This is a genomic window from Halioglobus sp. D3-4, assembly GCF_055809315.1.
Genome location: NZ_CM147907.1, coordinates 943,095 through 968,151, shown reverse-complemented (window position 1 = coordinate 968,151; position 25,057 = coordinate 943,095). Strand labels below are relative to the sequence as shown.

At 56.8% G+C, this 25,057-nt stretch carries 25 protein-coding genes and 1 tRNA gene; 10 read left to right on the top strand and 16 right to left on the bottom strand.

The genetic code is table 11. From position 1 onward, the window contains the following. Window positions 1–21: 21 nt before the first annotated feature. Genes AC0L6S_RS04105 through AC0L6S_RS04095 form a run of 3 tightly spaced genes read right to left on the bottom strand, consistent with a single transcriptional unit; the run spans window position 22 to window position 2,648 of the window. The gene (locus tag AC0L6S_RS04105) at window positions 22–1,146 is read right to left on the bottom strand and encodes an acyl-CoA dehydrogenase family protein (protein ID WP_473427152.1); all 1,125 of its coding nucleotides are present in this window, start codon (window positions 1,144–1,146) and stop codon (window positions 22–24) included. 9 nt (window positions 1,147–1,155) lie between these two features. Next, complete coding sequence (locus AC0L6S_RS04100; RefSeq protein WP_473427151.1) at window positions 1,156–2,391, bottom strand: acyl-CoA dehydrogenase family protein; 1,236 nt, start codon at window positions 2,389–2,391, stop codon at window positions 1,156–1,158. Between the two features lie 23 nt (window positions 2,392–2,414). Continuing rightward, window positions 2,415–2,648: a SlyX family protein gene (locus tag AC0L6S_RS04095; protein ID WP_473427150.1), complete on the bottom strand. Its 234-nt coding sequence runs from the start codon at window positions 2,646–2,648 to the stop codon at window positions 2,415–2,417. An 86-nt stretch (window positions 2,649–2,734) separates the two neighbouring features. Here AC0L6S_RS04095 and AC0L6S_RS04090 point away from each other — a divergent pair, with 86 nt between their 5' ends. Then, on the top strand, window positions 2,735–3,100 hold the full coding sequence (locus tag AC0L6S_RS04090; protein WP_473427149.1) for a translation initiation factor Sui1: 366 nt from the start codon (window positions 2,735–2,737) through the stop codon (window positions 3,098–3,100). Between the two features lie 331 nt (window positions 3,101–3,431). Continuing rightward, window positions 3,432–3,824: a hypothetical protein gene (locus AC0L6S_RS04085; protein WP_473427148.1), complete on the top strand. Its 393-nt coding sequence runs from the start codon at window positions 3,432–3,434 to the stop codon at window positions 3,822–3,824. Window positions 3,825–3,872: 48 nt separating this feature from the next. On the opposite strand, the gene AC0L6S_RS04080 is transcribed toward AC0L6S_RS04085, so the two are convergent. The 6 genes from AC0L6S_RS04080 to AC0L6S_RS04055 all read right to left on the bottom strand — a co-directional run bounded on the left by AC0L6S_RS04080 (window position 3,873) and on the right by AC0L6S_RS04055 (window position 10,272). After that, window positions 3,873–4,553 (bottom strand): TIGR04282 family arsenosugar biosynthesis glycosyltransferase, encoded by a 681-nt coding sequence (locus AC0L6S_RS04080; protein ID WP_473427147.1) that lies wholly within the window; start codon window positions 4,551–4,553, stop codon window positions 3,873–3,875. Further along, a complete protein-coding gene (locus AC0L6S_RS04075; protein ID WP_473427146.1) occupies window positions 4,543–5,220 on the bottom strand; it encodes a TIGR04283 family arsenosugar biosynthesis glycosyltransferase in 678 nt (225 codons plus the stop codon). Before AC0L6S_RS04075 ends, AC0L6S_RS04080 begins: the two co-directional genes overlap by 11 nt. Further along, complete coding sequence (arsS, locus tag AC0L6S_RS04070) at window positions 5,220–6,176, bottom strand: arsenosugar biosynthesis radical SAM (seleno)protein ArsS (protein WP_473427145.1); 957 nt, start codon at window positions 6,174–6,176, stop codon at window positions 5,220–5,222. Before arsS ends, AC0L6S_RS04075 begins: the two co-directional genes overlap by 1 nt. Window positions 6,177–6,232: 56 nt before the next feature. Then, on the bottom strand, window positions 6,233–8,107 hold the full coding sequence (locus AC0L6S_RS04065) for a transglycosylase SLT domain-containing protein (RefSeq protein WP_473427144.1): 1,875 nt from the start codon (window positions 8,105–8,107) through the stop codon (window positions 6,233–6,235). Window positions 8,108–8,425: 318 nt separating this feature from the next. Further along, window positions 8,426–8,995 carry an aromatic-ring-hydroxylating dioxygenase subunit beta gene (locus AC0L6S_RS04060; protein ID WP_473427143.1) on the bottom strand — a complete coding sequence of 190 codons (570 nt, stop codon included), beginning with the start codon at window positions 8,993–8,995 and terminating at the stop codon, window positions 8,426–8,428. Continuing rightward, window positions 8,992–10,272: an aromatic ring-hydroxylating oxygenase subunit alpha gene (locus AC0L6S_RS04055; protein ID WP_473427142.1), complete on the bottom strand. Its 1,281-nt coding sequence runs from the start codon at window positions 10,270–10,272 to the stop codon at window positions 8,992–8,994. Before AC0L6S_RS04055 ends, AC0L6S_RS04060 begins: the two co-directional genes overlap by 4 nt. A 124-nt stretch (window positions 10,273–10,396) precedes the next feature. On the opposite strand from AC0L6S_RS04055, the gene AC0L6S_RS04050 reads away from it, so the two are divergent. Further along, entirely contained in the window at window positions 10,397–11,053 is a 657-nt protein-coding gene (locus AC0L6S_RS04050; protein WP_473427141.1) for a TetR/AcrR family transcriptional regulator, read from the top strand. Here the strand turns inward: AC0L6S_RS04050 and AC0L6S_RS04045 are convergent. Next, window positions 11,050–11,472 carry an Hsp20/alpha crystallin family protein gene (locus tag AC0L6S_RS04045; RefSeq protein ID WP_473427140.1) on the bottom strand — a complete coding sequence of 141 codons (423 nt, stop codon included), beginning with the start codon at window positions 11,470–11,472 and terminating at the stop codon, window positions 11,050–11,052. The genes AC0L6S_RS04050 and AC0L6S_RS04045 overlap by 4 nt on opposite strands. Window positions 11,473–11,748: 276 nt before the next feature. Here AC0L6S_RS04045 and AC0L6S_RS04040 point away from each other — a divergent pair, with 276 nt between their 5' ends. From AC0L6S_RS04040 to AC0L6S_RS04030, 3 genes are all read left to right on the top strand, one after another. Then, window positions 11,749–13,257 carry a flavin-containing monooxygenase gene (locus AC0L6S_RS04040; RefSeq protein ID WP_473427139.1) on the top strand — a complete coding sequence of 503 codons (1,509 nt, stop codon included), beginning with the start codon at window positions 11,749–11,751 and terminating at the stop codon, window positions 13,255–13,257. Window positions 13,258–13,307: 50 nt separating this feature from the next. After that, window positions 13,308–13,384 (top strand) — tRNA-Arg (locus AC0L6S_RS04035). 67 nt (window positions 13,385–13,451) lie between these two features. Beyond that, window positions 13,452–14,615, top strand: coding sequence for a hypothetical protein (locus AC0L6S_RS04030; protein ID WP_473427138.1), 1,164 nt, complete (start codon window positions 13,452–13,454; stop codon window positions 14,613–14,615). A 51-nt stretch (window positions 14,616–14,666) separates the two neighbouring features. Here AC0L6S_RS04030 and AC0L6S_RS04025 read toward each other — a convergent pair whose 3' ends face one another. From AC0L6S_RS04025 to AC0L6S_RS04010, 4 genes are read right to left on the bottom strand one after another with little or no spacing between them, the layout of a single operon-like run. Next, entirely contained in the window at window positions 14,667–15,494 is an 828-nt protein-coding gene (locus AC0L6S_RS04025) for an SDR family oxidoreductase (RefSeq protein ID WP_473427137.1), read from the bottom strand. A 23-nt stretch (window positions 15,495–15,517) separates the two neighbouring features. Further along, a complete protein-coding gene (locus AC0L6S_RS04020) occupies window positions 15,518–16,984 on the bottom strand; it encodes an aldehyde dehydrogenase family protein (protein ID WP_473427136.1) in 1,467 nt (488 codons plus the stop codon). A 43-nt stretch (window positions 16,985–17,027) separates the two neighbouring features. Next, a complete protein-coding gene (locus AC0L6S_RS04015; RefSeq protein WP_473427135.1) occupies window positions 17,028–17,801 on the bottom strand; it encodes an SDR family oxidoreductase in 774 nt (257 codons plus the stop codon). Between the two features lie 15 nt (window positions 17,802–17,816). Continuing rightward, a complete protein-coding gene (locus tag AC0L6S_RS04010; RefSeq protein WP_473427134.1) occupies window positions 17,817–18,698 on the bottom strand; it encodes an NAD(P)-dependent oxidoreductase in 882 nt (293 codons plus the stop codon). Window positions 18,699–18,803: 105 nt separating this feature from the next. On the opposite strand from AC0L6S_RS04010, the gene AC0L6S_RS04005 reads away from it, so the two are divergent. Together AC0L6S_RS04005 and AC0L6S_RS04000 are read left to right on the top strand one after the other, a co-directional pair. Next, window positions 18,804–19,850, top strand: coding sequence for a MarR family winged helix-turn-helix transcriptional regulator (locus tag AC0L6S_RS04005; RefSeq protein WP_473427133.1), 1,047 nt, complete (start codon window positions 18,804–18,806; stop codon window positions 19,848–19,850). 12 nt (window positions 19,851–19,862) lie between these two features. After that, complete coding sequence (locus AC0L6S_RS04000) at window positions 19,863–20,264, top strand: carboxymuconolactone decarboxylase family protein (RefSeq protein WP_473427132.1); 402 nt, start codon at window positions 19,863–19,865, stop codon at window positions 20,262–20,264. Between the two features lie 237 nt (window positions 20,265–20,501). Here the strand turns inward: AC0L6S_RS04000 and AC0L6S_RS03995 are convergent, their stop codons facing one another. Continuing rightward, window positions 20,502–21,608, bottom strand: coding sequence for an S-(hydroxymethyl)glutathione dehydrogenase/class III alcohol dehydrogenase (locus AC0L6S_RS03995; RefSeq protein ID WP_473427131.1), 1,107 nt, complete (start codon window positions 21,606–21,608; stop codon window positions 20,502–20,504). Window positions 21,609–21,729: 121 nt separating this feature from the next. Here AC0L6S_RS03995 and AC0L6S_RS03990 point away from each other — a divergent pair, with 121 nt between their 5' ends. Both AC0L6S_RS03990 and AC0L6S_RS03985 read left to right on the top strand, forming a co-directional pair. Next, window positions 21,730–22,614 carry a LysR substrate-binding domain-containing protein gene (locus AC0L6S_RS03990; RefSeq protein WP_473427130.1) on the top strand — a complete coding sequence of 295 codons (885 nt, stop codon included), beginning with the start codon at window positions 21,730–21,732 and terminating at the stop codon, window positions 22,612–22,614. Between the two features lie 177 nt (window positions 22,615–22,791). Continuing rightward, window positions 22,792–23,802, top strand: a complete 1,011-nt coding sequence (locus tag AC0L6S_RS03985) for an NADPH:quinone oxidoreductase family protein (RefSeq protein ID WP_473427129.1) — start codon at window positions 22,792–22,794, stop codon at window positions 23,800–23,802. A 141-nt stretch (window positions 23,803–23,943) separates the two neighbouring features. Here AC0L6S_RS03985 and AC0L6S_RS03980 read toward each other — a convergent pair whose 3' ends face one another. Beyond that, window positions 23,944–24,951, bottom strand: a complete 1,008-nt coding sequence (locus tag AC0L6S_RS03980; protein ID WP_473427128.1) for an AraC family transcriptional regulator — start codon at window positions 24,949–24,951, stop codon at window positions 23,944–23,946. Between the last annotated feature and the right edge of the window lie 106 nt (window positions 24,952–25,057).

Here is a 25,057-nt window from a genome sequence, read left to right as displayed (position 1 = left end):
TCAGTGCGGCACCCCACTGCCTCATTCAACTTCGCCAATGAGCAGATTGGCGAGTTGGGCACGGTGCCACGCGGCATCACCCCACAGTAGCTGGCTGTGTTTCTGGCGTTTGAAGTACAGGTGCACAAAGCATTCCCAGGTAAACCCGATACCGCCGTGGTACTGCACAGAGCGCCCTGATGCAAAGGCCGCTGTTTCACTGGCTGAAGCCTTGGCCATATGCGCGGTCTCTGCAGCGCGTGCCGGCTCCGTCTCGTAGGCACAGGCAGCGTTATAGACCAGCGACTTGCACTGGTCGATCATAACCATCACATCCACCAGCGGGTGTTTGACGGCCTGGAAAAAGCCCAGCGTGCGCTCAAACTGCTGACGGGTACTGACGTACTCCACCGTCGTCTGCAGTTGCCACTCGGCGGCGCCGGTAATGTCGGCGGCAAGCAGCGTCCAGATCGCAGGCATGGACGTTGCGAGGCTGGCCAGGCCATCACTGTCCACCTCCTCGGCCTCGACATTGTCAAAGCTGATATGCGCCTGATCACGCGTCAGGTCGACGATGGCATCAGGGACAACGGTAACACCCGGGGCGTCGACAGCAACCCAGTACAGCCCCTGGCCGGAACTGGTTTGCGCACTGACCAGCAGGCGATCAACTTTGCGCGCATCCTGCACAAACCACGCGGTCCCGCGCAATTTTCCGTGTGCGTACTGCACATCAGTGTCGGCGCTATCCCAGGAGCCCTGACGGTTGGTGATGGCGATACTCGCCGTTTTCCCCTCAGCAATTTCGGCCAGGGCGGCGTCGCCGCCGCGACAGGCGGCGAGCACGTAAGTCGCATTCAGCGTGGACAATAGCGGACAGGGAAACGCTGCGCGACCCAACTCCTCAATCAGCCCAGCCACGGCAACCAGTGGCATGCCGATACCCCCGGCGGACTCAGGCACAGCCAGTGAGGTCCAGCCGAGTTCCACCATCTGCTGCCAGAGCTCGGTATCCCATGCAGCGCTGCTCATTCGCTCCGGGTTGGTATCGGAGGCCACCATCGCGTGCAGTTTATCGGTGGGAAAATGCTCAGTGAAAAATTTTCGAGCTGCGTCCTTCAGCATCGCGGCCTCTTCTCCAAAGCCAAAATTATCCGGTTGTGCCATGATCGCCCCCTATTTCGATTTCGCCAGGCCGAGCACACGCTCGCCGAGAATATTGCGCTGCACCTCACTGGTTCCCGCAGCAATCGTCATGCCGTAGGAGTTCATGTAGGCCATAGGCCACTGGCCTCCCGCCGGTGCATTTTCATCTCCGAGGTACAGGGAGGCGCTTGCACCCTCTACTTCCACGGCAAGAGCCGCTGTGTCCTGCGAAATTTCGCTGGCCAGCAGTTTGTTCTGCAACTGCAGGCGCAGGGGGTGATCCTGCAATGCAGACACGCGCGAGCGGCGCTGGTTCTGGGCGAGCCCCTGCTCGCGAATGACCATTTGCATGATGCGATCCCGAAGCACAGGATCATCGGCCGCGGGGCGGCCATTGCGCACGGTGTTGCGTGCCAATTCGATCAGGTTAGCCGTGTTTGTCGCATGTGTTGCACTGCTCTTCATGCCGCCAGACCGAGGCGTCTGCAACTCGCCTGCGCCACGTTCGTGCAGCAGTGTCGTCATCGCCACCTGCCAGCCCTTGCCCAGTTCGTCGAGACGCAAGCTGTCATCGACCTCCAAATCCTCGAAGATGACCTCGTTAAAGCCGGTTTCGCCGGTAATTTTGATCAGCGGACGCACAGTCACGCCCTTGCCCAGCGCCGCGCGAATCGGCACGACAAAATAAGACAGGCCCTCGTATTTATGCGACTTGTCGGTACGCAGCAAGAGGATCATCCACTCGGCGAAGTGCGCCAGCGACGTCCAAACCTTGTGACCGTTGATGACCCATTTATCACCTTTGCGCTCTGCGAACGTCTGCACACTGGCGAGGTCCGAACCGGCCCCGGGTTCGCTGAAACCCTGGCACCATATATCCTCTCCGGAAAACAGGCGTGGCAACAGTTTCTCTTTCAGTGCGTCCTGCCCGTGGTAGAACACCGTGGGGGCCGCCATACCGAGACCTATCACATTGGGCATAAAGGGCGTGCGCGCACGAATCATTTCCTCGTTGGCAACGCGCTGGCAATCGGTTCTACCGCCACCGCCGACCGCAACCGGATAATCGCAGCCTACCAGCCCCGCCTCGTAGGCCGATTTCTGCCATATCTGCAGATAGGACATTTGTGGTTCTGTCATAATTTCGAGCGGTGACAGCGGCAACCGGACATCCGGTGCGGCGGGTTTGTTTGCCTGCAACCACTGGCGACAAAACTGGCGAAATTCAGCTTGTTCCGGCGTATCCTGACGGGCACTTTCTGACATGGATGGGCTCCCTTCCAATACGGTTAATAGTGGGGTGGTTTTTCGTCCAGCGGCACACTGGCAGCGCCCGCCTCCTGATGATTTTCCTGCTCCTGCTGGCGTATCCGCAGCAGCTGCACCTGGCGACGCAGCTGCAGAATCTCCTGCTGTTGCTGCGCAAGCGCTGCATCCAGACTACCAAGGGCATCTTCCTGAAACGCGAGCTGGCTCTGCAATTCCATCATTTGTTGTTTCAGCGTGTCGATGTCTGCTGACATTCCCGATACTCTCCTGGCTATTCCGACTTGCGCGGGCACAGCGGCCTAATATACTGCCCGCCTTGCAATAAATACACGGTCATACCATGAGTAAGCAAAAAAACACGGACAGCCGCCTGGTCTATTCCACCGATGGCGGCCGACTCTGCCCACAGTGCCACCGCCCCGTCACAGGCTGCGTATGCGGTGACGCCAGGCCCGCCGCAACTGGCGACGGCATAGTGCGGCTGCACCGCGAAACCAAGGGCCGCGGCGGCAAAGCCGTGACACTAGTGAAAGGCGTGCCGTTGGCGGGTGATGCATTGAAAACGCTGGCCAAGCAATTAAAGAAAAAATGCGGCGTCGGCGGCTCACTCAAAGACGATGTGATCGAAATTCAGGGCGACCAGCGCGAAACCCTAAAATCCGAATTGGAAAAACTCGGTTACCAGGTGAAGATTGCAGGCGGCTGAGCATTACTGACAGTTTTTTAGTCATTTGCAGCTTTTCGTGATCATTTTAAGGATTTTAGCATGGTCCAGCTCTGCAGCTTCGCCCCCACTCGCCTACAATAAAACTAGTTTAGCGACGACTTCCAAAATCTATGTGAATTAAAGGCCACAACCCTTTATTTTTATTGGATTTTATTTATAACTGTGCTAAAAAGTCTCTCGTGAGTCGGGAAAAGACGCGAACGGGGTAGTTTCTCCAGACGTTTCTCACGATAACCGGGCCACAAAGCAGCAACCATAAGAATGAAACAGCAGCGCCTGACGGATTAGTCATCCCTGCGAGGAATGGGTTATGTACGTTACTGCAGAACACCTGAGAGACCATGTGATTCGACCGACCCTGGAATATATGGGGGCTTGGACACCGGATCGCGAATCCTTCTTACTCAACGCCGCAATCAGTTCACCCGATGTTGGCTTGTTTTCCGTGAGAGCTGAAGGCCTTGGCCTGTTCAATATCACGGCAGCTCAGCACCGTGACTTGTGGGACCGGTATCTGGCGTTTAATCCGGATCTGGCCAGCAGGGTGAGAGGGCTGGCCAGCCAGCGCGCTTTCCTGAGTGACCCCGACAACGAATTGCAAACCAACCTCAGCTATTGCACGGCGATAGCCTGGTTGATGCAACAGCGGGCCGGCGGCATCAGCGAGCGACAGTCGGAAACTAGCGCTCTGGCACACGCCTGAGTCTCGGCGTCGCCCCGCTCGACGGTACCCTTTGCGGCAACACCAGCTTCAGGCAGGGGTTGTGCGGTCATCGCGCTGCAGGGCTTCCCAGACAGGAAGATCTTCCGGCCTGTCGATATCGGCCTTGAAAGGCAACTGCGCCCAGCGCACTCCCAACCGCGACAGGGCCGCAACCGTCTGCTGAAAGACCTCAGCACTCCCCCAGTTAATTCCCTGAAACATCTGCGCCTCCACCGCCCGCGCACCAATCAGCACATAGCCCCCGTCCTGGGCCGGCCCCAGCACCAGCGGAACATCGTGCAGCGCATCGACCGCCTGGCGCAGGTAGGCCGTATCGATGCCCGGACAGTCGCTGCCTACGAGTATCACACGGGCATACCGTGCCAGGGCACAACGCATGGCGTTGTACATTCTCTGCCCCAGATCGTCACCGCGCTGGCGCAGAATACGATTGGCCCCCAGCACCGTGCACTCGGAAAACAGCGCATTGCGCCTGTCGCCGGCCACGGCCAACTCGACATCGCCCAGCGCACTGTCCAGTAACTGCCTACAGGTCCAGCGAGTGAGATCGCAGTGCAGATCACAGGCCTGCTGCGCAGACAGGTGGGGCTGCATGCGGGTTTTGACCTGCCCGGGCTGCGGTGCGCGGCTAAACTGCAGCAGTAACAGGTCTTTGCGCGCCGTGCGGTGACGACTGTCACCGATGGGAGTATCTGGGTCAGCGCGCATAATAATGTCGCCACAGGCGAGCGGGCGCCACACCGCAAAAATAGGCGAGGCGCAGCAGCCACATTCGCACGACCGTCCTGATAACACCCCCCTCCTCCCAGCGGCGACTGGAGGTCTCCACCGGCGCGGCAATGATGAACGGCGGTGCCAGCCTTCGCAGGCGTTTTGACAAGGCGACATCCTCCATCAGCGGGATCACCTCAAAACCACCAGTGTGCTCAAAGAGGGCCTTCTTCACGAACATCATCTGATCACCGGTAGCGACGGCAGTCAGGCGCGAGCGCTGGTTCATAAACCACTCGATCACACGGAAGCAAACTTGCTTGCCACTGAGGCGCACGCGACAGAATCCCCACGCAGGCTTGCTGACCAGAGCGGCGTCCAGTGATTGCGCCGTTACTCCCGGTCTGCTGTCGGCGTGCAGGAAAAAAATATAGGGCATTGATGCCACCTCGGCGCCCAGGTTCATCTGGCGGGCGCGCCCGCGTTCACCCAGTAACAGCTGATCACACAGCGGCAGTGCGATGGCGACGGTATCATCCGTGCTGCCACCGTCGACCACAATCAACTCACTCCGGGGATAGCGCGCACGCAAGTCGCGCAACAGCGCGGCCACATCTTCGCGCTCATTCAACACCGGTATCACAAAACTTACCGCCGCGGTCATCAGGCCACCAGCGCGCCGCTGCAACTGCTGCCCTGCCCTGCGGTGCAACCGTAGCAGTGCTCTGCGGTATAGACGGGGTTGCCTTCGAGGTTTGAGTCTCGCAATAGATCACTGACATGACGCCGCCGGTCACTGGCCAGTATGGGCATATCGAGCATCTGGTTAAAATCACAGTCGTAGAGATAGCCGCGCCAGTCGATACTCACCAGCGTACGACACATCAGGGTCGGGACGTTGGCATCGCTGTAATTGTCACGCAGTAACTGCATGTACTCGTAGTACTGTCCCTTTGCCAATAGCACGGAGCCAAAACGGCTGATCGGCATATTGGTGATGGTAAACAGTTCGTTAAAGCGAATGCCGAAGCGGGCTTGCAGCTCGCGCTGGTAATCGGCCTGCAACCCCTCCTGTGGCGGCGGCAAAACCGGCCCCACAGGGTTGTACACCAGGTTCAACACGTGTTCGTCGCCATACCCCAGCGCATTGAGCTGGCGCAGCGCCTCTATACTGCGGTTGTAGACCCCCTTACCGCGCTGTGCCTCGACGTTGTCCTGCTGATAGCACGGCAACGATGCACTGATTTCGACGCCCTGTTCGGCCAGGAAGGCAGCGAGGTCTTCTTGCCCCGGCTCGAGCAGGACGGTCAGGTTACAGCGGTCGATCACTCGCACACCCAGCGCGCGCGCGCTGCGCACCAGATAGCGGAAATGCGGATTGAGTTCGGGGGCACCGCCGGTCAGATCCAGCGTTTTTATCTGTGCGCTGCGCAACAGTGCGATGACCTGGTCAACCGTCTCCTCATCCATCTGTTCGGTGCGCGTCGGCCCGGCGTTCACATGGCAGTGCACACAACTGAGATTACACAGATAGCCGAGATTGACCTGCAGGGTATCCAGCGCCGCTCGGTGTACCGCGGGGAAATCACTCTCTAGCAGCAGCGGACGTGTATCGCGCATAATGTTCGGTATTCCCTGGTTACAAGACTGCAGCGGATCGCATCCGGCACTCGGGTTCAGTAGCTTGCCGTTCTCTCCAGCGGAGTCAACAGGGTCTGTGGGGCACCCTGCATATACTGAAAGACTACATTATAGGACAGCACCGCCTGCACATAGTTGCGCGTTTCCTTGTACGGAATTGTCTCCACCCACAGCTCCACTGGAAGCCCCTGCCCCGCGTCATTGCGCCAGCGCACAACGCGGTGCGGCCCTGCATTGTACGCTGTCAGTGCAAAGATGCGATTGCCGCCAAAACGGTCGAGCAATTGCCGGTAATAAGCGCTGCCCAGTCGCACATTGTGCTCTACATCAAACAGGGCGGAATCACTGTGGCGCACATTGAGCGAGGCAGCAACCTCTCGGCCAGTGGCAGGCATGATCTGCATCAGGCCGCGTGCGCCCACAGGCGACTGCGCGCCAGCAAAGAAAGCGCTCTCCCGTCGGGCAATCGCCATCAGCTCGGAACTCGGCACCTGCTGTAATCCGGCATTCCTGCTGAAGATATCCTGATAGGCGGTGGGAAAACGCTGATCGAGTGCATCCCATACCTGCGCGCGAGTGGCGGCATCGATCGCCATGCGATGCCAGCCCTTCTGTGTGGCCAGCAGCGCAAGATCGCGCTGCTGTGCAGCGTCATCTGTCGCCTGTAACAACGTATACCACTCAGAGTGGGCTAGCATGTCATCCCGGTGGTATTTCAATTCCTCGATTCGGGCAACGGCCGGCAGTGCCAGCACTCCCTCCGCGTCAGCGGGAGTGAGCTGTTGGTGATTAAGGGCATAGGGTCGTTCCAGTTTGTCGGCAGCGAGAAACCCATAGTAGTCCCGCTCACCCGACAAGGCTTCCAGCGCCGCCATCGCAGCCTCGGATTCACCGCGTCGCTCCTGTACCACGGCAGACCAATAGCGCCAGACGTTTTCATCCTGCTCCGATTTCGTCAACAGCGGCAGGTTCTGCTCCAACGCGTCCCAGTCCTGTTCCTTGAGCGCCCAACGCAGGCGGATACCTGTTAGCTTATCGTCCTGTAATCGCGCCAGTGCGCCGTCCAGCCATGGTATATGGTCCGCGTTCTCAGCAAACAGGATGCGCAGCGCGACAGCGGATTCAACATACTGCGTTTGCGCTGCATCGAAATGCAGTTGAGGCTGCAACTCAAGCCAGTATTCCAGCGCGAGATCCGGGCTGGTTCGGGCCAGTCTGGCGAGTGCACGACTGGCTATATCGGCTGAATACGCACTGTCGGGATCGAGCGACAGGCGGCCCAGCGCGCGCGGCCTGTCGTAGACCGCCAGCAGGGTATCAGCCTGTGGCCGCATTGCGCTGCTGCTCTTTCCTGCCACATATTTCAGCAGGGAGCCCTCACCGGCATCAAACGCATTGAGCAGCCGGGTCCAGACTATCTCGTCAGTGATACCACCGGCCTTCTGCCACGCGCTGAACAACGGGTCACAAGCGTCGGGTTGGGATTGCCCTGCCACCCAGAGCCGCGCCGCACCCTCCCACGCCTGTTCCGCATTACCCTGTGCCAGTTGCGCGCGGAAAAAATAACATTTCAGATCCGTGCTGTTGGGTTCCTCCGGCATGACCTGCAGAAACGCGTCCCAATGGCCGGACTTTCCCGCCGCTCGCAGATAGGCGCCCAAAAAGCGCAGTGCCAGTGGCGAATCCTCGGCGCGATCTAGAAATCTCTGCGCGTCGATGGGCGAGACGGTACCGGCATTTCGCACCAGCTGATAATAATCGAGATAGAGGGCTAGCGGATAATCTTCCAGCTGTGCGCGCAATGATTGATACTGCGTCGCCCGCCCGGCGCGCAATGCCTCCCGCGCTTCGCTATAGGCGCGCCGTTGATCGCTCAATGTGTGGGTGGGAATGTTCGCCCACGCTGTCACGGCAGCCGCCCCTGCCAGAAGTACCAGGAGAACACGCGTGCATCGCCTCATCAGGTACTGCAAAAATATCTGTCCTCAAACATGTTTCGCGGGCCGGGACAGCGCGTTTTCAGCCGCTGCCTCAATGTCGGCTAGAGTGATATGCAAGCAGGCGGATTGCAAGGGCTGTCGCGTAAATTCCGAGGTGACACTGCACTGCTAAAGCAGCTTTTCGAAAAGGGTGACGCAGCCGCTGAGCAACTGCGCATGCTGGCATAGGTGGTGACGCCGCCCTTTGACAACAGCGGGTGCGCGTATGATTGTGCCGCTATATGGGGCCTAAAAAAACAGGCCCAATGTCGGCAGTTCAATATTGGCGTAATCCAGTACGACCTCGCGTTGGCAGATACGAAATCCGCCTGACTCAGGTGCCAGCGTATCGCGGCGCTGGCCACTGTACAGGACATTGTCAGTGCCTGGGCGCGCGTAATACAGGTGGAAGTTACTGACGACCGACCAGCGCTCATCACCGCCGGATGCTCTGGCCATCAGTTCAACGTTGCCGACAATTCTGCGGGTGCGGGCAGGCGGGCTTTCGGACCATGAGTTAATTTTGTAGGCGCGCTCTGCCCTCAGCATCAGCAGCAGATAGTTTTCCTCGCGCAGCGGACACCCCGAAGATGCCTCACCTTCAAGCTCCCGCTCCACGCTGATCATATCCTCGCGGCCGCGCTCGCGATTGTCTACCTGCACATTGATTCTCGAGGGCACCAGATAGCGGATGTCCTCGCTCAGTAATTGCATCCATTGTAGGTACTGCCGGGCGTCGAGCAGACGCGCCTCGTGAAAGTAAAAGCGCTCGAGTTGGCGCTGTTCCTGGGGTGTGGTCTCCAATGACAAACCACTCACGACGCATCCTCCACCGCCATAAGTTCATCGCGCCAGCGCCTGAAAAAATGCCGGGCATAGAACTCATTCGCAGTCACGCTTACCAGCCCCGGTAGCTCCGGGTGCGGCTTTTCCTCGCCCAGGCCCAGACCATAGAAATATGGCCTGTCATCGGCAAAATCGATATTACTGCCCAGAAACTGCTGGCTCCACACCTCCGAATCCTCCTGTTCGAGCATGCCGCCGGGGCCGAAGAAGGAACTGTAGTTGGTGCGCAGTACTTTCTTGACGGTGTCCGGTGCATCGGCGGGGACAACGGCCCAGGACCAGTACTCCACCTTGCCCGGACCGCGTGGGTGCGACACTTTAAACGAGGTGTTTGACCACAAAAAAGAAAGATTGGGATAGATACCGTAGGTCAATCCCTTCATGCGCGAGCGCAGCTCCCCTACCCGCTGCGGGGCTTGTGCCTGTATCTCACGCAGGTAGTTCTGAACCTCTAGGCCGCCAAAAATGGCACCTGTGCCCTCCATACCCCAGGCCACATCATCTACCGGCGCATCTCTTGGCATCAACCGAAACGTCGCCCCGTGGCCGGGTGTTGTCACCACGCTGTAACCGAGTTTCTCTATGGCGTCCTGCGCCTCGCGGGGAATGATCGCGCTGTGCAGAAACGCACCGTGGTTCACATCGCCCAGCTGATTCTCCACCGGCAATTTCCAGTTTGCGTTGATCACCCAGCGGTGCGGTGCACCCATGAATTCAATGCCGCCCGGAAAACGGTCCAAAAAGGCGTCGAGGTAGAAACGCATGTCGCCGAGGTAATCATCCAGCGCCATGATAGTTTCATCGAAGCTGCCAAAGACCAGCCCACGCCAGGATTCCACACGAGGAACAGCTTTCAAACCCAGTTGCCGCTTGTCTGGCTTGGCCTGCACCTCGCTCTCCTGGGGGATCGTGACCAGATCACCCTCAACGCTGTAAGACCAGTTGTGATAGGGACAGACAAATCGCCGCGTATTGCCATGATCCGCGCGGCACACCGGAAGACCGCGGTGAGTACAGCTGTTGATATTGGCGTAGATACCGTTGTCTTGCCCCCTCGACAGAATGATGGGCGTTTCACACATATACGCCTGCACAAAGTCGCCCGGCGCCCGAATCTGCGATTCGTGACCCAGAAACAGCCATGACCTGGCAAAGATACCCGCCTTTTCCAGCGCGTAGATATGCGGATCAGACCAGCAGCGCCGGCTGATAAGCGACGCCTCCTCGTTGACCATGTCTTGTATACGCATTGACCAGTTACGCCTCAAAATATTATCGCTTATTAATATTTTGGCAGTATAAAGCCCTTCGAATCGAATTTTGAAGGGCTGTATGGTAGTTTTTGCATATTATTTAGCAATCGACTGATAATTTATGCCGCCAGACACCAGCAGCCTGCCAAAACTGACCAAGGGAGAGCGAACCGCCCAGCGCCTGCTGGACGCCGCAGAAAGCCTGTTCGCGAGTAAAGGCTATGACGGTACCAGCCTGCGGGAGATAGCCTGCGAGGCAGGTATCAAGGAGCCGGGGTTGTACAACCACTTTGCCAGCAAACAGGCGCTGTACGAAGCGGTGCTCTATCGCGCGCTGAACCCCATGGCAGAGGCACTGGCACAACACATGGACAGCGCGATAAGCCTGCGGGAGTATACCGATCTCCCCGGCATCATGACGGACTTGCTACTGGAACATCCACAAATGGCAGCGCTGTTTCAGCGGGCGTTACAAGGGGACAGCCACTCCAAGGGAAATCAGCTGATGAACAGCTGGCTGGAAATACTGTTCAGGCAGGGTATGGAACACCTGGAACAATTTGACAGTGCCTCCCTCTCAAGGGAAGCGAACACAGACAGTGATCTGCGCACGACACTGGCGCTCAACCTGATCGCCATGTTCAACCTCACAACGGGCTACTTCCTCTCGCAGCGGGTATTCGCCTCCCTTGCGGGAGGCGATTTGCTGGCGCCAGAAAACATCGCCAGGCAGAAGCAGCTCTTACACAGAGTAATCCGCGCAATGCTAATCAGTTAGGACACTTCAATGCGACGTCGTTCCTGCACTTTTTCCACAACCTTCGGGGCCTGCAGCTTCAGCACACCATCCTTGAATGAAGCCTTGATATCAGACTCTTCAACATCGGCACCGAGGTTGAAGCTGCGCATGAATTTCCCGTAGCGTCGCTCCTGACGAATAACCTTGCCCTGCTTCTCTTCCTTGTCTTCTTTCGTAGACTCCGCCTCCAGCGTCAGCACGCCTTCTTTGACGTGTACGTGGATATCACTTTTCTCCACACCGGGTAACTCAGCAGTAATCTCGTAATGATCATCCTCCTCCCTGATATCTACTCGGGGAGCAAAGAATGTACCCGCCTGCGGCTCCACCAGTTGTGGCCATGAGTCGTGAAAGAAGCGGTCGATATCAAACACATTGTTTCGTGATATTAATGACATGATAATAGTCCTCCAATTCTTAGGCACAAGCGCCTTTGACCCTATAAATTGGGGTATATCAGAGGATTTCAAGAATTCTGAATACGATATTTTTCTACTATTGATTCAAATCAAGATTGGGTCGGCTCTGCCAGCATGGGCCATGTCGTATCACCCGACGCTGTTAAACTCTGCTGTGGGCTAGTCGTGTATTTTCTTCTGGTTCAACGTCGCTAGAAGCATTACCCTCTCTGTGAAATAACAAACCTAAATAACTGTACGGAAGAACACCGCAATATGACGGACCACATCCACAATACACCCCCTAACCCCGAAAAGCCCTGGACGAGGGCTGGAAGACAACCAAGAATTGCGATTATCGGTGCCGGCATGTCCGGCATAGCCGCTGTGGTGAAACTGCAAAAAGCCGGTTACACCGATATCACTGTTTACGAAAAAACAGACAGGGTCGGCGGCACCTGGCGAGAGAACACCTACCCCGGCCTATCCTGTGATGTACCCTCGCGATGGTACAGTTTCAGCTTTGCACTAAAGGCCGACTGGCCACACCGCTTTGCCTACGGCCCCGAAATCCAGGCGTATATGGAACAGGTCGCCAATGATTTTGGAGTGACCCAAAAAGTGAAGTTCAATTGCGCGGTGGCGGACTTGCGCTATGACGCGCCGCGCTGGAACCTCACCACCGCTGGAGGCGAACAGGAACTGTACGATGTCGTCATCGCGGCCACCGGTATATTGCATCAGGCGGTCTATCCCAATATCGAAGGCCTGGACACCTTCAACGGCGATGCCTTTCACTCCGCGCACTGGGACCATTCGATAGACCTGAGTGGCAAGCGTGTCGGCATCATCGGTACCGGATCTACCGCGTGCCAGATTGTCGGAGCAATTACCGACCAGGTATCTGAAATGCATGTATTCCAGCGCACGCCGCATTGGCTGTCTCCACTGCCTCAAAAAGCGTATTCCAAGAGCTGGAACAAACTATTGGCAACGTTCCCGATATTGCAGCGCGTTATCTACCAGTATTACTACCAGCTGATGGTGCGCACATTTAGCGCCGCCACCGTCGGCAACAAGTTCATGCAGCGCTGGATGAGCAAGATCTGCCTCAAGCACCTCGCCGATAATGTACCGGACCCGGAGTTGCGCGCTAAACTCACACCGGACTACGAGGCCACCTGCAAGCGGATGATTTTCTGCTCCGACTATTACCCCGCGCTGTCGCAGCCACATGCCCACCTGATCACAGAGGGCATCACCCAAATAGAACCCGAGGGCGTGCGCACCGCCGATGGAAAATTGCATGAACTGGATGTGCTGGTACTGGCAACCGGATTCAATGCCGCCGCATTTATACTACCGACGCGCGTCACCGGCGAAAACGGTGTAGACCTTGAAGAGTACTGGGATGGCGCACCCCGCGCGCACCGTGCAGTAGCCATGCCGGGCTTCCCGAATTTCTGGATGATAGAGGGCCCCACAGGCCCTGTGGGAAACCTGTCCCTCATCGCCATCTCAGAGCACCAGGTGGATTACATCATCAGCATGCTGGACCGCATGAAAGCAGATGGCCTCGCCGCAATCACACCGAAACAATCCGCGTATGATCAGTACAACGCAGCAATGAGCGAGGCGATTAAAACCACCACATGGGCCACCGGCGGCTGCAAAAGCTGGTATATCGACAAGAGCGGCGTGCCCAACCTCTACCCGTGGTTTCCGATGCGCTATCTGAAGGAGATGCATAACCCCGAGTTCTCTGAATACCACCTGATAAAATAGCGGGTTGCCTTTGCCGGGACAAACCGGAATAATTCGCGCCTCCTCCAAAACCGCCCTTAGCTCAGCTGGATAGAGCGTCCCCCTCCTAAGGGGAAGGTCTCAGGTTCGAATCCTGAAGGGCGGGCCACCTACAAGGGGACCTAGTAGTCGTAGGCCAAGAAAGGACTGTTTTTATAAACCAGGAAGTGCAGCTAGTGAAGTACCTGATATGCTTGACCTTGGCACTGGTCGTGGTCGGTTGCGCAACCACCAACCAAGTGCCAGTAGCGGAGTACGTCAAGGAGGCCGAAGCCACGCTGCCGCCCATCACCGTTTTCCGTCAACATCCCTCCGAGGAGTTTCGCGAGCGCTGCGAAGCGTTTGATCGCGATTCGGTGTTGAAGCACTGTACGCTGAACAAGCTGGATCTGGGCAAGTTTGCCTCTGAGCTGAGCGCCATTGGCGCCTTTGAGGAAGTGCTATATGCCAATCGGGAAGTACCCTACCAGATCCGGGTGAGCGCTGCCTATTACAACACCGAGGGTGGCGATGATCTGGCCAGTGCAGCATTCTCCGGCGCTACTATGTTGCTGGCACCGCTCATTATATCGGCTGATATCAGCGTAGATGCATCACTCTATTGGTATGAGTTCAAGCTAAAGGAACTGCAGTATGAACTGCCAGTTGAGTTCAGAGTGTCTCTGCTGAGCATGGATCAAGATGGCGATCGCGATGTTGCCAAGAGTATCGCATCATACATTCTGCGGGACCTTCAAACAGAGGATCTACTTTCGGCGCAATACTTAGCAACTACCCTCAAATCAAGCGACTATTTCCAAGGCTTATCAACCCCCGAGCAGGCGGGTAAATACTTCAAGCAGCAAACGGTTGTATACAACAACCCGCTTTACGGCGCGTACGTCTCGTATGGGCGAGATTCCTTAGAAACTGACTATATCGAGGTTTTTGTGTACCCGGTGCGATCTGGCCACTGGTCGGATGAGACCAGTACACTGCAAAAGGAAATGGAGAATATAAGAAAGGACCTGGACCTGTTCAATAAGGAAAACTCACTGCAATCACTGCATGTGAGCGACAACGAAATTGTCGATCTCCCGCACCCCAATGCACCTGTCACCGCCATCGTATTCAGTAACGAAGTGCAGGACACCTTATCCAATGAATATGTCTCACACACTTATCTGATGATTATGCAAGACAAGTTTCTCAGGATTCGCCATACCGCTCTCAGAGGTGCGGCGCCCAGCGAGCAAGTAGAGAATGCTGTGAGGCAATTGGTACAGGAAAGTCGCGTGCCCCCGGAGTCATTGTTTCTGGCCAAGCTGCGCAAACAATGGCGGGACTCACAAGCACTTTAGGTGACGAATCCTATCCTGTCTGCTTGATGTAGGCGCTCATCGAAGCGCAGTTTACAGGGATATATTCAACAGGTTATCGCGCTGTCCCGCAGTAATCTCCGCCGTGTAGCCCCAGTCTACGGGTATCAGGCAGCCACTGACAAAACGGAACAGCTTGCTGTTAATCGCGACAAGGGCATCGCCCATATCGCTACCGGTTGCGTACTCTCCGTTAGAGGGGGTAAACATATCGGTAATATCCTTGCCCAGCCCGATCTCTTCCATCTGTTCGGTGAATGCCGATTCAGTAGGTGAGGGGCAGATGGTATTGATGCGAATGTGCATGCGAGCCAACTCAGCCGTAGTATTAAACATATAAACAATCATGCACTGCTTGGAAAACGCATAGGCGTCTGCGCTGATCGCGATACCCTCTTCGGTCTTCAGCCAGGCATCCGCCGATTCAAAGGAATCGGTAGCGAGGAGTTTCTGCACGTTGTCCATGTTGGAGCGCCAGGCCATACCCGCAGTGGAGGCGACAGAGGCGATGCTGCTGTTCTTCCTCATGCGCGGCAGCAACTGCTGGGTTAGCTCACGCATGCCGACAAAATTGATCATCATCGTGTTGTAGGCGGGTGTGGGCGGACAGGGAACACCAGCGCAACTGAACAGGGAGCCGATTTCATCGGGCAGTTCTGCAACAGCCGCAGTGATGGAATCCTTGTCCATGATGTTGACTGTAATCGCTTTGGTGACGGGAGCAGCTATCTCATTGATATCCAGCGCGTAAACATTGGCACCGGCCTCTAACAGGCGTTCGACGCACCCAGCCCCCATACCCGAGGCAGCGCCGGTAACAACCACGTTTTCGTTTTGGTAGCCCAGAATATTACTCACCATCTTGCCCTCTCAAAGTGCGGATGTTATGCCGGATAGGCGATCGTCTTTGTTTCGAGATACTCTTCGAAACCCTCAGGCCCCATTTCCCGACCGACGCCGCTTTGCTTGTAACCACCGAATGGGGCATCGCCGCCCAGGAACGTCGCCCCGTTGACGTTCACGGTGCCGGTTCGTATGCGGCGGGCAACGGCGGTCGCTCGATCCTCGTCAGCGGAGTACACCGAGCCGGACAAGCCGTATATCGAATCGTTGGCGATGCGCACTGCATCGTCCTCATCGTCATAGGGAATCATGACCAACACCGGTCCAAAGACTTCTTCGCGAGCGATGGTCATATCGTTGGCGACGTCGGAGAACACTGTCGGCTCAACGAACCAGCCCTTGTCCAGATGCGCCGGACGGCCGCCACCGAGAATCAGCCGGGCGCCCTCTTTTTTGGCATCCTCGATCATGCCCAACACACGCGACTGCTGTTTCTTGCTGATCAGCGGCCCCATCATCTCGCCACTGGTGTCGTTGCTGCCGTAGCTGACACCTCCCAGATAGGCAACAACCAGTTCCTCTGCCTCAGCCAGTCTGGATTTTGGCACCAGCAGACGGGTGGTAATCGCACATCCTTGGCCGGCGTGGGCACAAACGCTGAATACCCCGAACAACGCTGTCGCCAGATCGGCGTCCTCCAGTACAATCATCGCGGATTTGCCACCGAGTTCCAGAAACACCCGCTTAATCGTATCGGCTGCATTTTTCGAAATCAGCCGACCCACAGCAGTGGAACCCGTGAAGGAGATAACATCCACCCGAGGGTCAGTCGTCAGAAAGTTGCCTATCTCGGCTGGGTCCTGTGCTGTCAGCACATTGAACACGCCCGCAGGAAAGCCGGCCTCTTTTGCATAGCGCCCGAGCAGTGCGGCTGTCCACGGCGTATCCGGCGCTGATTTCAGAACAACAGTACAGCCCGCCGCGAGTGCCGGCATGCACTTGGCGAGATTGACCTGAATCGGGAAATTCCACGGAGAGATAGCCACCACCACACCGGCGGCTTCTTTTTCCACAACGCGGCGACTGACAATACCCATCACCTCTTTATTACCGATATCCCGGCCCCATTCGAAGCTCTCCAGGTAATCGATGACCCAGCTCGCCTCCTCCACCGGGCCAGCTGCCTGGGGGCCCTCGACAAAGAACTGTGTCGCCCCCGCTTCCACCATGGTGGCCTGTTTCAGATCTTCGATATTGTCCTTCATGATCTGCACGAAGCGGCGCAGCACATCGACGCGGGCACTGTGATTAGTCGACCAGTCAGTGTTATCAAAGGCATTGCGCGCGGCGGCCAGCGCATCCTCGGCATCGTGCAGGCTGGCGTCTGCCGCCTCGCCAATTTTTTCTTCTGTACGGGGTGAGAAGTTGTCATAGCGCCGCCCACCTTCAGCGTCGCGCAGCTCACCATTGATATAGAGTCGATCTTCACCGTAACTCGGCTGGCTCATCGTACATATCCTCGTTCTTCATTCCAGAAGTTTGCGCTGGCCACTATTCGGGGTTTTTCGGCATGGGAATATTGGGGCGGATCTCCAGCAGGTCCACCGCCACTCCGGCAGGAAGACTCAGCGCATAGGTCACCGCATCTCCCACCTGCTGTGCCTCCATACCGGTATCCATATGAGTACCGACCTGTAACCACGCCTTGTATCCTGCGATGATTGCGTCCGTATCCCAGCCGTCGGCAAAGTTGGTGCCGGCCGCGCCCGGGCGGATGCAGGTCACGCCGATCCCGTCCGCTTGTAGCTCGGTGCGCAGATCCCGGGTAAAACGCTCCACCGCAGCTTTGGTAGCGGCGTACACAGACAGGTGACACATCTCATCAAAGTGATAGGCGGATGCCGAAGAAATATTGATGATGCGTGGGTTGTCGCTGTCGCGCAGCAAGGGAATGGCCGCCTGGCAACAGAAAACTGTACCGAGGAAATTGGTGTTTACCTGCATCAGCACTTCTGCCTCTACCAGGTTTTCCACCGAGTTTGGCCTGGCGAGACCGGCGTTGTTAATCAGGCCATCAAGCCTGCCGAAGTGCTCCTTGATACGAGTGAATGCGCCACTGATATCTTCACGGTGCTCGACACTTCCGGCGACCCCGAAAGCACGATCCGAACCGATCTCTGCCACAGCCTTATCCAGGCCCTGCTGGTTGCGCGAGAGCAGCCCCACCCGGGCGCCAAGTGCCACGAGACTCCTGGCGATCGCAAGGCCAAAGCCCTTTGAGCCACCGGTGACGATATAAACCCTACCGTTGAGTTCTTCGCTCATAGGACGCTTGCTACTCTAAGCTTGTTTGGGTGGGCGGGACTCATCCCGCGCCAGAAATACACTCTCGATGCGATCACGCACATATTCTGCGGTGGGTAATACAACGCCGTGATCAGCAGCAGTGTCTAAAGCGCACTGCAGGTCCTTGTGGCCTAACTTACCCATGGCGCCAAAGAACTGTTCCATGTCTTCCTCAGAACAGGAGCGGGCCAGGCTATTGCGACCGGATACGAACATATGCATCTGTTCATTGACCACACCGTTGGATAGACCCAGTTCCCTGAGAATATCTACCGACAGGCCACAGGCCTCCGCCAGGCGAGTGGCCTCCGCCATAGCGACAAACTCAGTGTACTGGATAAAGTTGTTGCACAACTTGAGGGCGATACCTGAACCCACCGCTCCGGCGTGCACCACCTTTTCTGCTGACGTCATAAAGATCGGGCGGCAGCGCTGCACAATGTCCTCCTCACCTCCGACCATGTAGCAGAGAGTACCGTCCGCTGCGCGGTGCGCCCCGCCAGTGATAGGCGCGTCAAGCAGGTGAATCCCCTGCGCAGCGGCTTCTTTAGCCCATTTGAGCAGACTCGCCTGCGTGACAGTACTGTGGATCGCCACGATCGTGTCCCTGGCTGCGTTGGCCAGAATACCGTCCTCGCCGTATAACAACGCTTCAACCTGCTGATCATCGCGCACACAGACACCAATATGCACGCACTTACGGGCCAACTCAGCCACGGATTGACAGCCTGTAGCGCCCTTTTCCACCAGTTCGTCCACCGCCGGTTGGCTGACATCATAGACATGGACGTCGAGTTGCTCGGTGATCAGGCGTTCCGCCGAGGGCTTACCTATATTACCCAGACCGATATAACCGACCTTGGTTTTTGCCGTCATCGCGCTCTCCGCTGCTGTACTCCGTCGAGGCAAAGTATATGGCTGCAAAAAACTTTATGTCAAGTATTATTGACTCAGTGACAATTTAGACTTACATTATTTTTCATGACCACGGCAAACCCTAACAACAACCTCTCTTTCGACCTGCAGCAGAAGTATCGGGACAATTTTGCGCGCCACATTCTCAGCATAACACTGTATCTGCAGTCAGAGATCATGAACGCGCTGACCCTTAAGCACGGCCACAGCCAGTTGCGCATCAACTTTGAACCCTATATCGCGATCGCCGGAGACAAGGGCGCGCGCCTGTCCGACATTGCACAAATGCTGGGTATTTCCCGCCAGGCCGCGAACCAGATTGCCAATCAAATCGAAGCGGCTGGCTACCTGATGCGCACACCGGACCCGTCTGACGGGCGCGCCAAGCTGTTGACGCCCACACCGCGGACAAAGGTCCTGCTGAAACAAGGCGCGCGCGAGGCACAGAGGCTGCAGCAGCAGTTTGCCGGCTTCGTGGGCGACCAGGATTTGCAACAGGCTACCGCCAGTATCGCCAAGTTGGACAACGCTCTGGACCTGCTGCTGCCTTTCGAGCAGGCGCAGACCTCCCCGCTTGCCGGACTCCTGCCCCGCCTCGCCGACTACATCACAAACAGGCTGCTGACATTGACCATGTCTCGCGGACACAAGGGGCTTAGGCCCAACTTTGGTTCTGTATTAACTGCAATCGGCCCAGGCGGCGGCCGCATCCAGCAAATTGCCAATGTCCGGGATGTTAGCAAACAGGCCATCAGTGCGACCGTTTCCGAACTGGAATATCTGCAATACATCGTCCGACGCCCGGACCCTCAAAACGCGCGGCAGGTTGTACTGATGTTTACCGACAAGGGTAAGGAGTTGATTGCAGATTCGATCGCCGCAGTCGATGATCTCGAGGCTGAATTCTCTACACATCTGGGTACGGCGAGGCTCGCCCAAATGCAGAATGTAATGGACCGGATCTACCGGTCATTGCTCCTCGAGGAAGACATCTTTGGCCACGCCGATAGCGACGACATCGGCGTACTGGCCCGACAACTGACAAGAAAGCTGGGAGATGATGGGGCCAAAGCTTTGGCGCGCTTGATTCTCTCCGGCGAATCAAGCGACTGACAGGAGAACCCCATGAGTCATAGTGAACGCTGGAAAAAAGGTCAGGAGAAGATTAAGGACGTTTATGCCGGAGATGTGGTTACCGCCCCTGAAGGCGCCTATGCATTTTCTGACATCATGCTGGAAACCCTGTTCGCAGAAATCTGGACGCGGGATATCCTGTCCATGCGCGACAAGCGTATTCTGCTTCTTGGCATGATAGCCGCGCAGGGCCAACCAGATACGTTCAAGATCCAGACCAAGGCTTCTATCAAACGCGGCGAAATGACCCCGGAAGAAATCCGCGAGCTACATATTTTTATTGCCCAGTACTGCGGCTACCCAAAGGCTGCTGCCCTGGTCATGCCCATGGAAACGGCGATTGCCGAAGCTCAGAAAGATCTCGAAGGCGATAGTACAGAACCCGAGTCATAATCGATTTGATCATAGATGCAGACAGTTACGACGCTTAATCTGCGGCACCCTTAGCGGCATAGCCCGACAGTTGCTCACCCATCATGCTTCCGGGCAAACCCTTTGGTGAGTTTATCAGAGCGTGCGGCATCGACCAGCGTATAGCTGGTCGATGTCGATGGCGCGAGCACAGACGCGATTACCGAGTCAATACACCGCTTGCAGCGTAGCGCTCGAGGATATGGGCTATCAACGCCATCAGTATTCAATCACCGAGCGAATGCTTTCACCGGCGTGCATCAGGTCGAAGGCCTTGTTGATATCGTCCAGCGGCATGGTATGGGTGATCAGGTCGTCGATATTGATCTTGCCTTCCATATACCAGTCGACGATCCGTGGCACATCGGTGCGACCGCGCGCGCCGCCAAACGCCGTCCCTCTCCATGAGCGGCCGGTGACCAACTGGAACGGACGCGTAGAAATTTCCTGACCCGCGCCGGCTACACCAACGATACAACTCTCGCCCCACCCCTTGTGGCAGCACTCCAGCGCCTGGCGCATCACATTGACGTTGCCAATGCACTCGAAACTGTAATCCACCCCACCACCGGTAATCTCCACCAGATGTCCGACAACATCATCCACCTGGCTGGGGTTGACGAAGTCAGTCATACCGAACTTCTTCGCCAACTCTGCTTTGGCGGGGTTCAGGTCCACACCAATAATGCGTGTCGCACCGACCATCTTCGCTCCCTGGATCACATTGAGGCCGATCCCGCCCAGACCAAATACGGCGACCGTTGAGCCCGGCTCTACTTTCATCGTGAACGCCACAGCGCCGATGCCTGTAGTAACGCCACAGCCGATGTAACAGATCTTGTCGAATGGCGCGTCCTCGCGCACCTTGGCCAGGGCGATCTCAGGCAATACCGTGTAGTTGGAGAAGGTCGAACAGCCCATGTAGTGCAGGATAGGCTTACCATCGAGAGAGAAGCGACTGGAACCATCGGGCATCACACCCTGGCCCTGGGTCTCGCGAATGGATTGGCACAGGTTGGTTTTCGGGTTCAGGCAGAAATTGCAGCTGCGACACTCGGGCGTATAAAGGGGGATCACATGATCACCGGGTTTGACACTGGTTACGCCAGGGCCGACCTCGACCACCACACCGGCGCCCTCGTGACCGAGGATGGCAGGAAATGCGCCCTCCGGGTCATCCCCGGACAGCGTAAACGCATCCGTATGACAAACGCCGGTGGCCTTAATTTCCACCAGAACCTCGCCTGCACGCGGCCCCTCGAGGTCCACCTCGCAGATTTCCAGCGGCTTGCCGGCACCGAATGCTATAGCTGCACGTGTTTTCATCGTCTGTATCCCTTTCATAGTCAATAGAATAACGTCTATTTAAATAGTTGCCGAAATAAAGATAAATAGCCTATGTTGCACATTACTGTTGCACACCAAAAACAATGATGAGATTTTACTCATGTCAGGACACCGTTGGGAAAGTATAGAAGCCTTTGAACGCGTCGTGCGATTTAACAGCTTCAGCCGGGCCGCGGAAGACCTGGGCGTATCGCGCTCCCACATCAGCCGCCAGATCAGCGCGCTGGAAAACCGCCTTGATGCACAGTTGCTGCTCCGGACCACGCGCAAAGTGTCCCCGACTGAGGTCGGCCAGGCTTTCTATCTGCAGTGCCAAAGCATCTTGCACAACCTGGACGAGGCCGAGCAGGCTGTGCAGGATCTGCAGGCCAGGCCGCGCGGCATATTGCGCGTCAGTGTAGCGGGCGCCTTCGGCGAGGATTTTATCGCGCCCGCCGCCATTGAGTTCATGCAACTGCACGAGGGGCTGGCGGTAGAACTGGACTTCAACAACCGCCTGGTTGACCTGATTGGCGAAGGGTACGACCTGGCCATACGCGCAGGCACACTGAAGGATTCTTCACTGATCGCGCGCCGGATCTCATCGCGCAAGTTGCTTACCTGCGCCTCACCCGTTTACCTTGAGCGTCACGGTACTCCCGGCACCATTCACGCCCTGACTAATCACAACTGCCTGCTGGGTACACTGGATACCTGGCGCTTTCGCGAAAACGGCCGCCATCGGGATTTAAGGGTGCAGGGTAGCTGGCGCAGCAACAACGGTCGCGCATTACTGCATGCCGCGCGACGAGGATTGGGGCTGGTACAGCTGCCGGTGTTCTACGTAGAGCAGGCCCTGGACGAGGGAGAACTAGTAACAGTGCTCGAAGCGTTCAATCCTACTGACACAGGCGTGTGGGCCGTGTACCCACACAACCGGCACCTCTCGGCCAAAGTGCGGTTATTCGTCAATTTCCTGGCCGAAAGACTAGGTCAATCTCACTGAGCCCGGCCTACCGGCGCATGCAAAACCTGCAACTTGTCATGGCTCGCAGGGGTCACGACCCAGATGTGATTTAATAGGACCAAACTACGGGGATAGGTCACCCTACACGGATCACGATGTCACTATCGATAGCGACGGCAGGATGTATACAAAACACTTCAGTGGGAGAAGATAGCAATGCGAAGATGGGTAGTGGAATCGTTCGGTGAGCCGCAGGATGTCTGGCGACTGGAGGAAAATGCCGAGGCCTTTGAGCCCGGTCCCGGGCAAGTCAAAATCAAAGTGGAGGCCGCCGGTCTGGGCTTGCCCGATGTGCTGATGTGCCAGAACAATTACCCGCTGACGCCGGCATTACCCTTCACACCCTCTCAGGAAGCGGCTGGCAGGGTAGTCTCAGTCGGTGAAGACGTGGACACAGCACTGATCGGCTCCAGGGTCCTCGGACCGACGCTGTTTCAGGCGCAGCGCGGTGGCCTGGCGGATGAGTGCTTAATGCAGGCGCCCGGCTCTGGAGCGGGGGCCCTCTCCGGCATTCTACCGGTGCCCGATGAAATGAGTGGCGTAGAGGCCGCCGGCTTCTTTGTACCCTACCAGACCGCCTGGGTGGCGCTGGTTCGACGCGCCCAGATTAACACCAGCGATACCCTGCTGGTTTTGGGTGCTTCGGGCAGTTCGGGTTGTGCCGCTGTGCAGTTGGCCAAAGCCAAGGGGGCCCGGGTGATCGCTGTCGCGGGGGGACCTGAGAAATCGGCTTTTTGCAAGAGTATCGGCGCCGATGAAGTCATCGACAGAAAACAGCAGGACATCACTGAAGCCGCACTGCGGCTGACAGACGGCAAGGGTGTATCCATGGTCTTTGATCCGGTCGGAGGAAAGGCGGGCCGAGCGGCTTTCAAGGCTACTGCATTCGAGGGAAAATTCATCGTTATAGGCTATGCCAGTGGCGAGTGGGCACGGATAACCCTGCCTGAGACATTGATGAAAAATATCTCGCTGGTGGGCGCTATGCCAGTTGGCTATACAGCTGATCAGGTAATGGCCGCCCATCACGACCTGCTGCATCACTGGCGCCGGGGCGAACTGAACACAGCCAATTGCCAGGTGTTCGATTTCGAAGACGCGCGTATGGCCATAGCACACATCGCAACAGGCAAGGTTGAGGGCAAGGTTGTGATCCGGCTGCAATAATAGCGCTGGAGCTACGGTGGCCCGGCTCGGCGCAAGACAGGAGCGGACAATAAAACTGCCCTTAGGGCGGCAACCGCCCACACGCTATCAATATTAGCAATTGGTCGCAGTAGTGCTGTGCAAGGCGCTTGATGATGCCTTTCACAGTTTGCGGTAAACCAGCGGCGTCACGCCCGCCCACTTCTTGAATGATCGGATAAACGTGCTTGCGTCGGAAAACCCCAGCTTCATTGCGATCTCTTCTACGCTCAGATCAGACTGTTTAATATAGTAGATAGCGACATCCCGCCGGGTATCCGCTTTTAGCTGAATAAACGTGTAGCCTTCCTGCCTCAGTCGGCGACGCAGGGTCTGTTCTGTCAACCCCAGATACGCAGAGGCCTCCTCAAGCACTGGCAGCCCATCGCCCTCGCGAAACAAGCGCTCCATCCACAAGCGTATTTTCACGGCCACTGTATTGCCCTGGCGCGGCTGCGTCATGATGTGTGCCAACGGCTTATCCAACAGGTCCCGCAATTCATCACGCGTTCTGAAATTGCCCTGCTCCAGGCTCTTGCTGTTGAAATAAAGCGAGTTTCGGCTCTGTGCGTAATGGACAGGAGCGCCGTAAAACACAAAGCGGTGTTCCGCACTGAAGGCAGGCTCGGGATAGGTGAGATCGACACGCTCAATCGGCAAAAACTCATTCGCCAGCCAGCAGTGGAACCGATGACAACTGGTCAACTGCGATTCGATGACGTAATTGTCATCGATACTGGCGGCTTTCTGGCACTCAAATGCAATAAGACCGCCGTCAGGATCGAACAACGTGTACGCTGCTGTGCTGGCGGGCAGCCAGTTGATGGCATCGCGCCAGATTTGCATTGATTCTCGCATATCGCGGCAGCTCAGGCAGGCCCTTGCCATCAGCGCGAAACTACCAACCGGGGTGGGCGCGGCCAACAGGCCGACGCTTTCATCGCGCAGTAGCCCGGTTAGAGCCCGCGTCAGGCTGGCAAACGCTAATGTCGATATCCTAAGTCGCGGGTTGGAGAGAATCTGGCCCGGAAGGCCCTGTACGCGCAGAATTTCCTCTGCATTGTAGCCCTGTTTTACCGCACCTTTCAGTATCGATTTTACATACACCGGCGATACGGTAACCGCTTCCATCACACCTGTCCTCTTTACCGATCCCATAGGGATTCTACTCAAGTTGTAAGCTAATGCCTATTTTTATGACAGCTCAGACTATGGTTATGTCCCGAAAACCTGCGCA

Coding starts and splice junctions, on each gene's coding strand:
- AC0L6S_RS04105 (WP_473427152.1), bottom strand. CDS start 1,146: ATGGCACAACCGGATAATTTTGGCTTTGGAGAAGAGGCCGCGATGCTG.
- AC0L6S_RS04100 (WP_473427151.1), bottom strand. CDS start 2,391: ATGTCAGAAAGTGCCCGTCAGGATACGCCGGAACAAGCTGAATTTCGC.
- AC0L6S_RS04095 (WP_473427150.1), bottom strand. CDS start 2,648: ATGTCAGCAGACATCGACACGCTGAAACAACAAATGATGGAATTGCAG.
- AC0L6S_RS04090 (WP_473427149.1), top strand. CDS start 2,735: ATGAGTAAGCAAAAAAACACGGACAGCCGCCTGGTCTATTCCACCGAT.
- AC0L6S_RS04085 (WP_473427148.1), top strand. CDS start 3,432: ATGTACGTTACTGCAGAACACCTGAGAGACCATGTGATTCGACCGACC.
- AC0L6S_RS04080 (WP_473427147.1), bottom strand. CDS start 4,553: ATGCGCGCTGACCCAGATACTCCCATCGGTGACAGTCGTCACCGCACG.
- AC0L6S_RS04075 (WP_473427146.1), bottom strand. CDS start 5,220: ATGACCGCGGCGGTAAGTTTTGTGATACCGGTGTTGAATGAGCGCGAA.
- arsS (WP_473427145.1), bottom strand. CDS start 6,176: ATGCGCGATACACGTCCGCTGCTGCTAGAGAGTGATTTCCCCGCGGTA.
- AC0L6S_RS04055 (WP_473427142.1), bottom strand. CDS start 10,272: ATGCGTATACAAGACATGGTCAACGAGGAGGCGTCGCTTATCAGCCGG.
- AC0L6S_RS04050 (WP_473427141.1), top strand. CDS start 10,397: ATGCCGCCAGACACCAGCAGCCTGCCAAAACTGACCAAGGGAGAGCGA.
- AC0L6S_RS04045 (WP_473427140.1), bottom strand. CDS start 11,472: ATGTCATTAATATCACGAAACAATGTGTTTGATATCGACCGCTTCTTT.
- AC0L6S_RS04040 (WP_473427139.1), top strand. CDS start 11,749: ATGACGGACCACATCCACAATACACCCCCTAACCCCGAAAAGCCCTGG.
- AC0L6S_RS04025 (WP_473427137.1), bottom strand. CDS start 15,494: ATGGTGAGTAATATTCTGGGCTACCAAAACGAAAACGTGGTTGTTACC.
- AC0L6S_RS04020 (WP_473427136.1), bottom strand. CDS start 16,984: ATGAGCCAGCCGAGTTACGGTGAAGATCGACTCTATATCAATGGTGAG.
- AC0L6S_RS04015 (WP_473427135.1), bottom strand. CDS start 17,801: ATGAGCGAAGAACTCAACGGTAGGGTTTATATCGTCACCGGTGGCTCA.
- AC0L6S_RS04010 (WP_473427134.1), bottom strand. CDS start 18,698: ATGACGGCAAAAACCAAGGTCGGTTATATCGGTCTGGGTAATATAGGT.
- AC0L6S_RS04005 (WP_473427133.1), top strand. CDS start 18,804: ATGACCACGGCAAACCCTAACAACAACCTCTCTTTCGACCTGCAGCAG.
- AC0L6S_RS04000 (WP_473427132.1), top strand. CDS start 19,863: ATGAGTCATAGTGAACGCTGGAAAAAAGGTCAGGAGAAGATTAAGGAC.
- AC0L6S_RS03995 (WP_473427131.1), bottom strand. CDS start 21,608: ATGAAAACACGTGCAGCTATAGCATTCGGTGCCGGCAAGCCGCTGGAA.
- AC0L6S_RS03990 (WP_473427130.1), top strand. CDS start 21,730: ATGTCAGGACACCGTTGGGAAAGTATAGAAGCCTTTGAACGCGTCGTG.
- AC0L6S_RS03985 (WP_473427129.1), top strand. CDS start 22,792: ATGCGAAGATGGGTAGTGGAATCGTTCGGTGAGCCGCAGGATGTCTGG.
- AC0L6S_RS03980 (WP_473427128.1), bottom strand. CDS start 24,951: ATGGAAGCGGTTACCGTATCGCCGGTGTATGTAAAATCGATACTGAAA.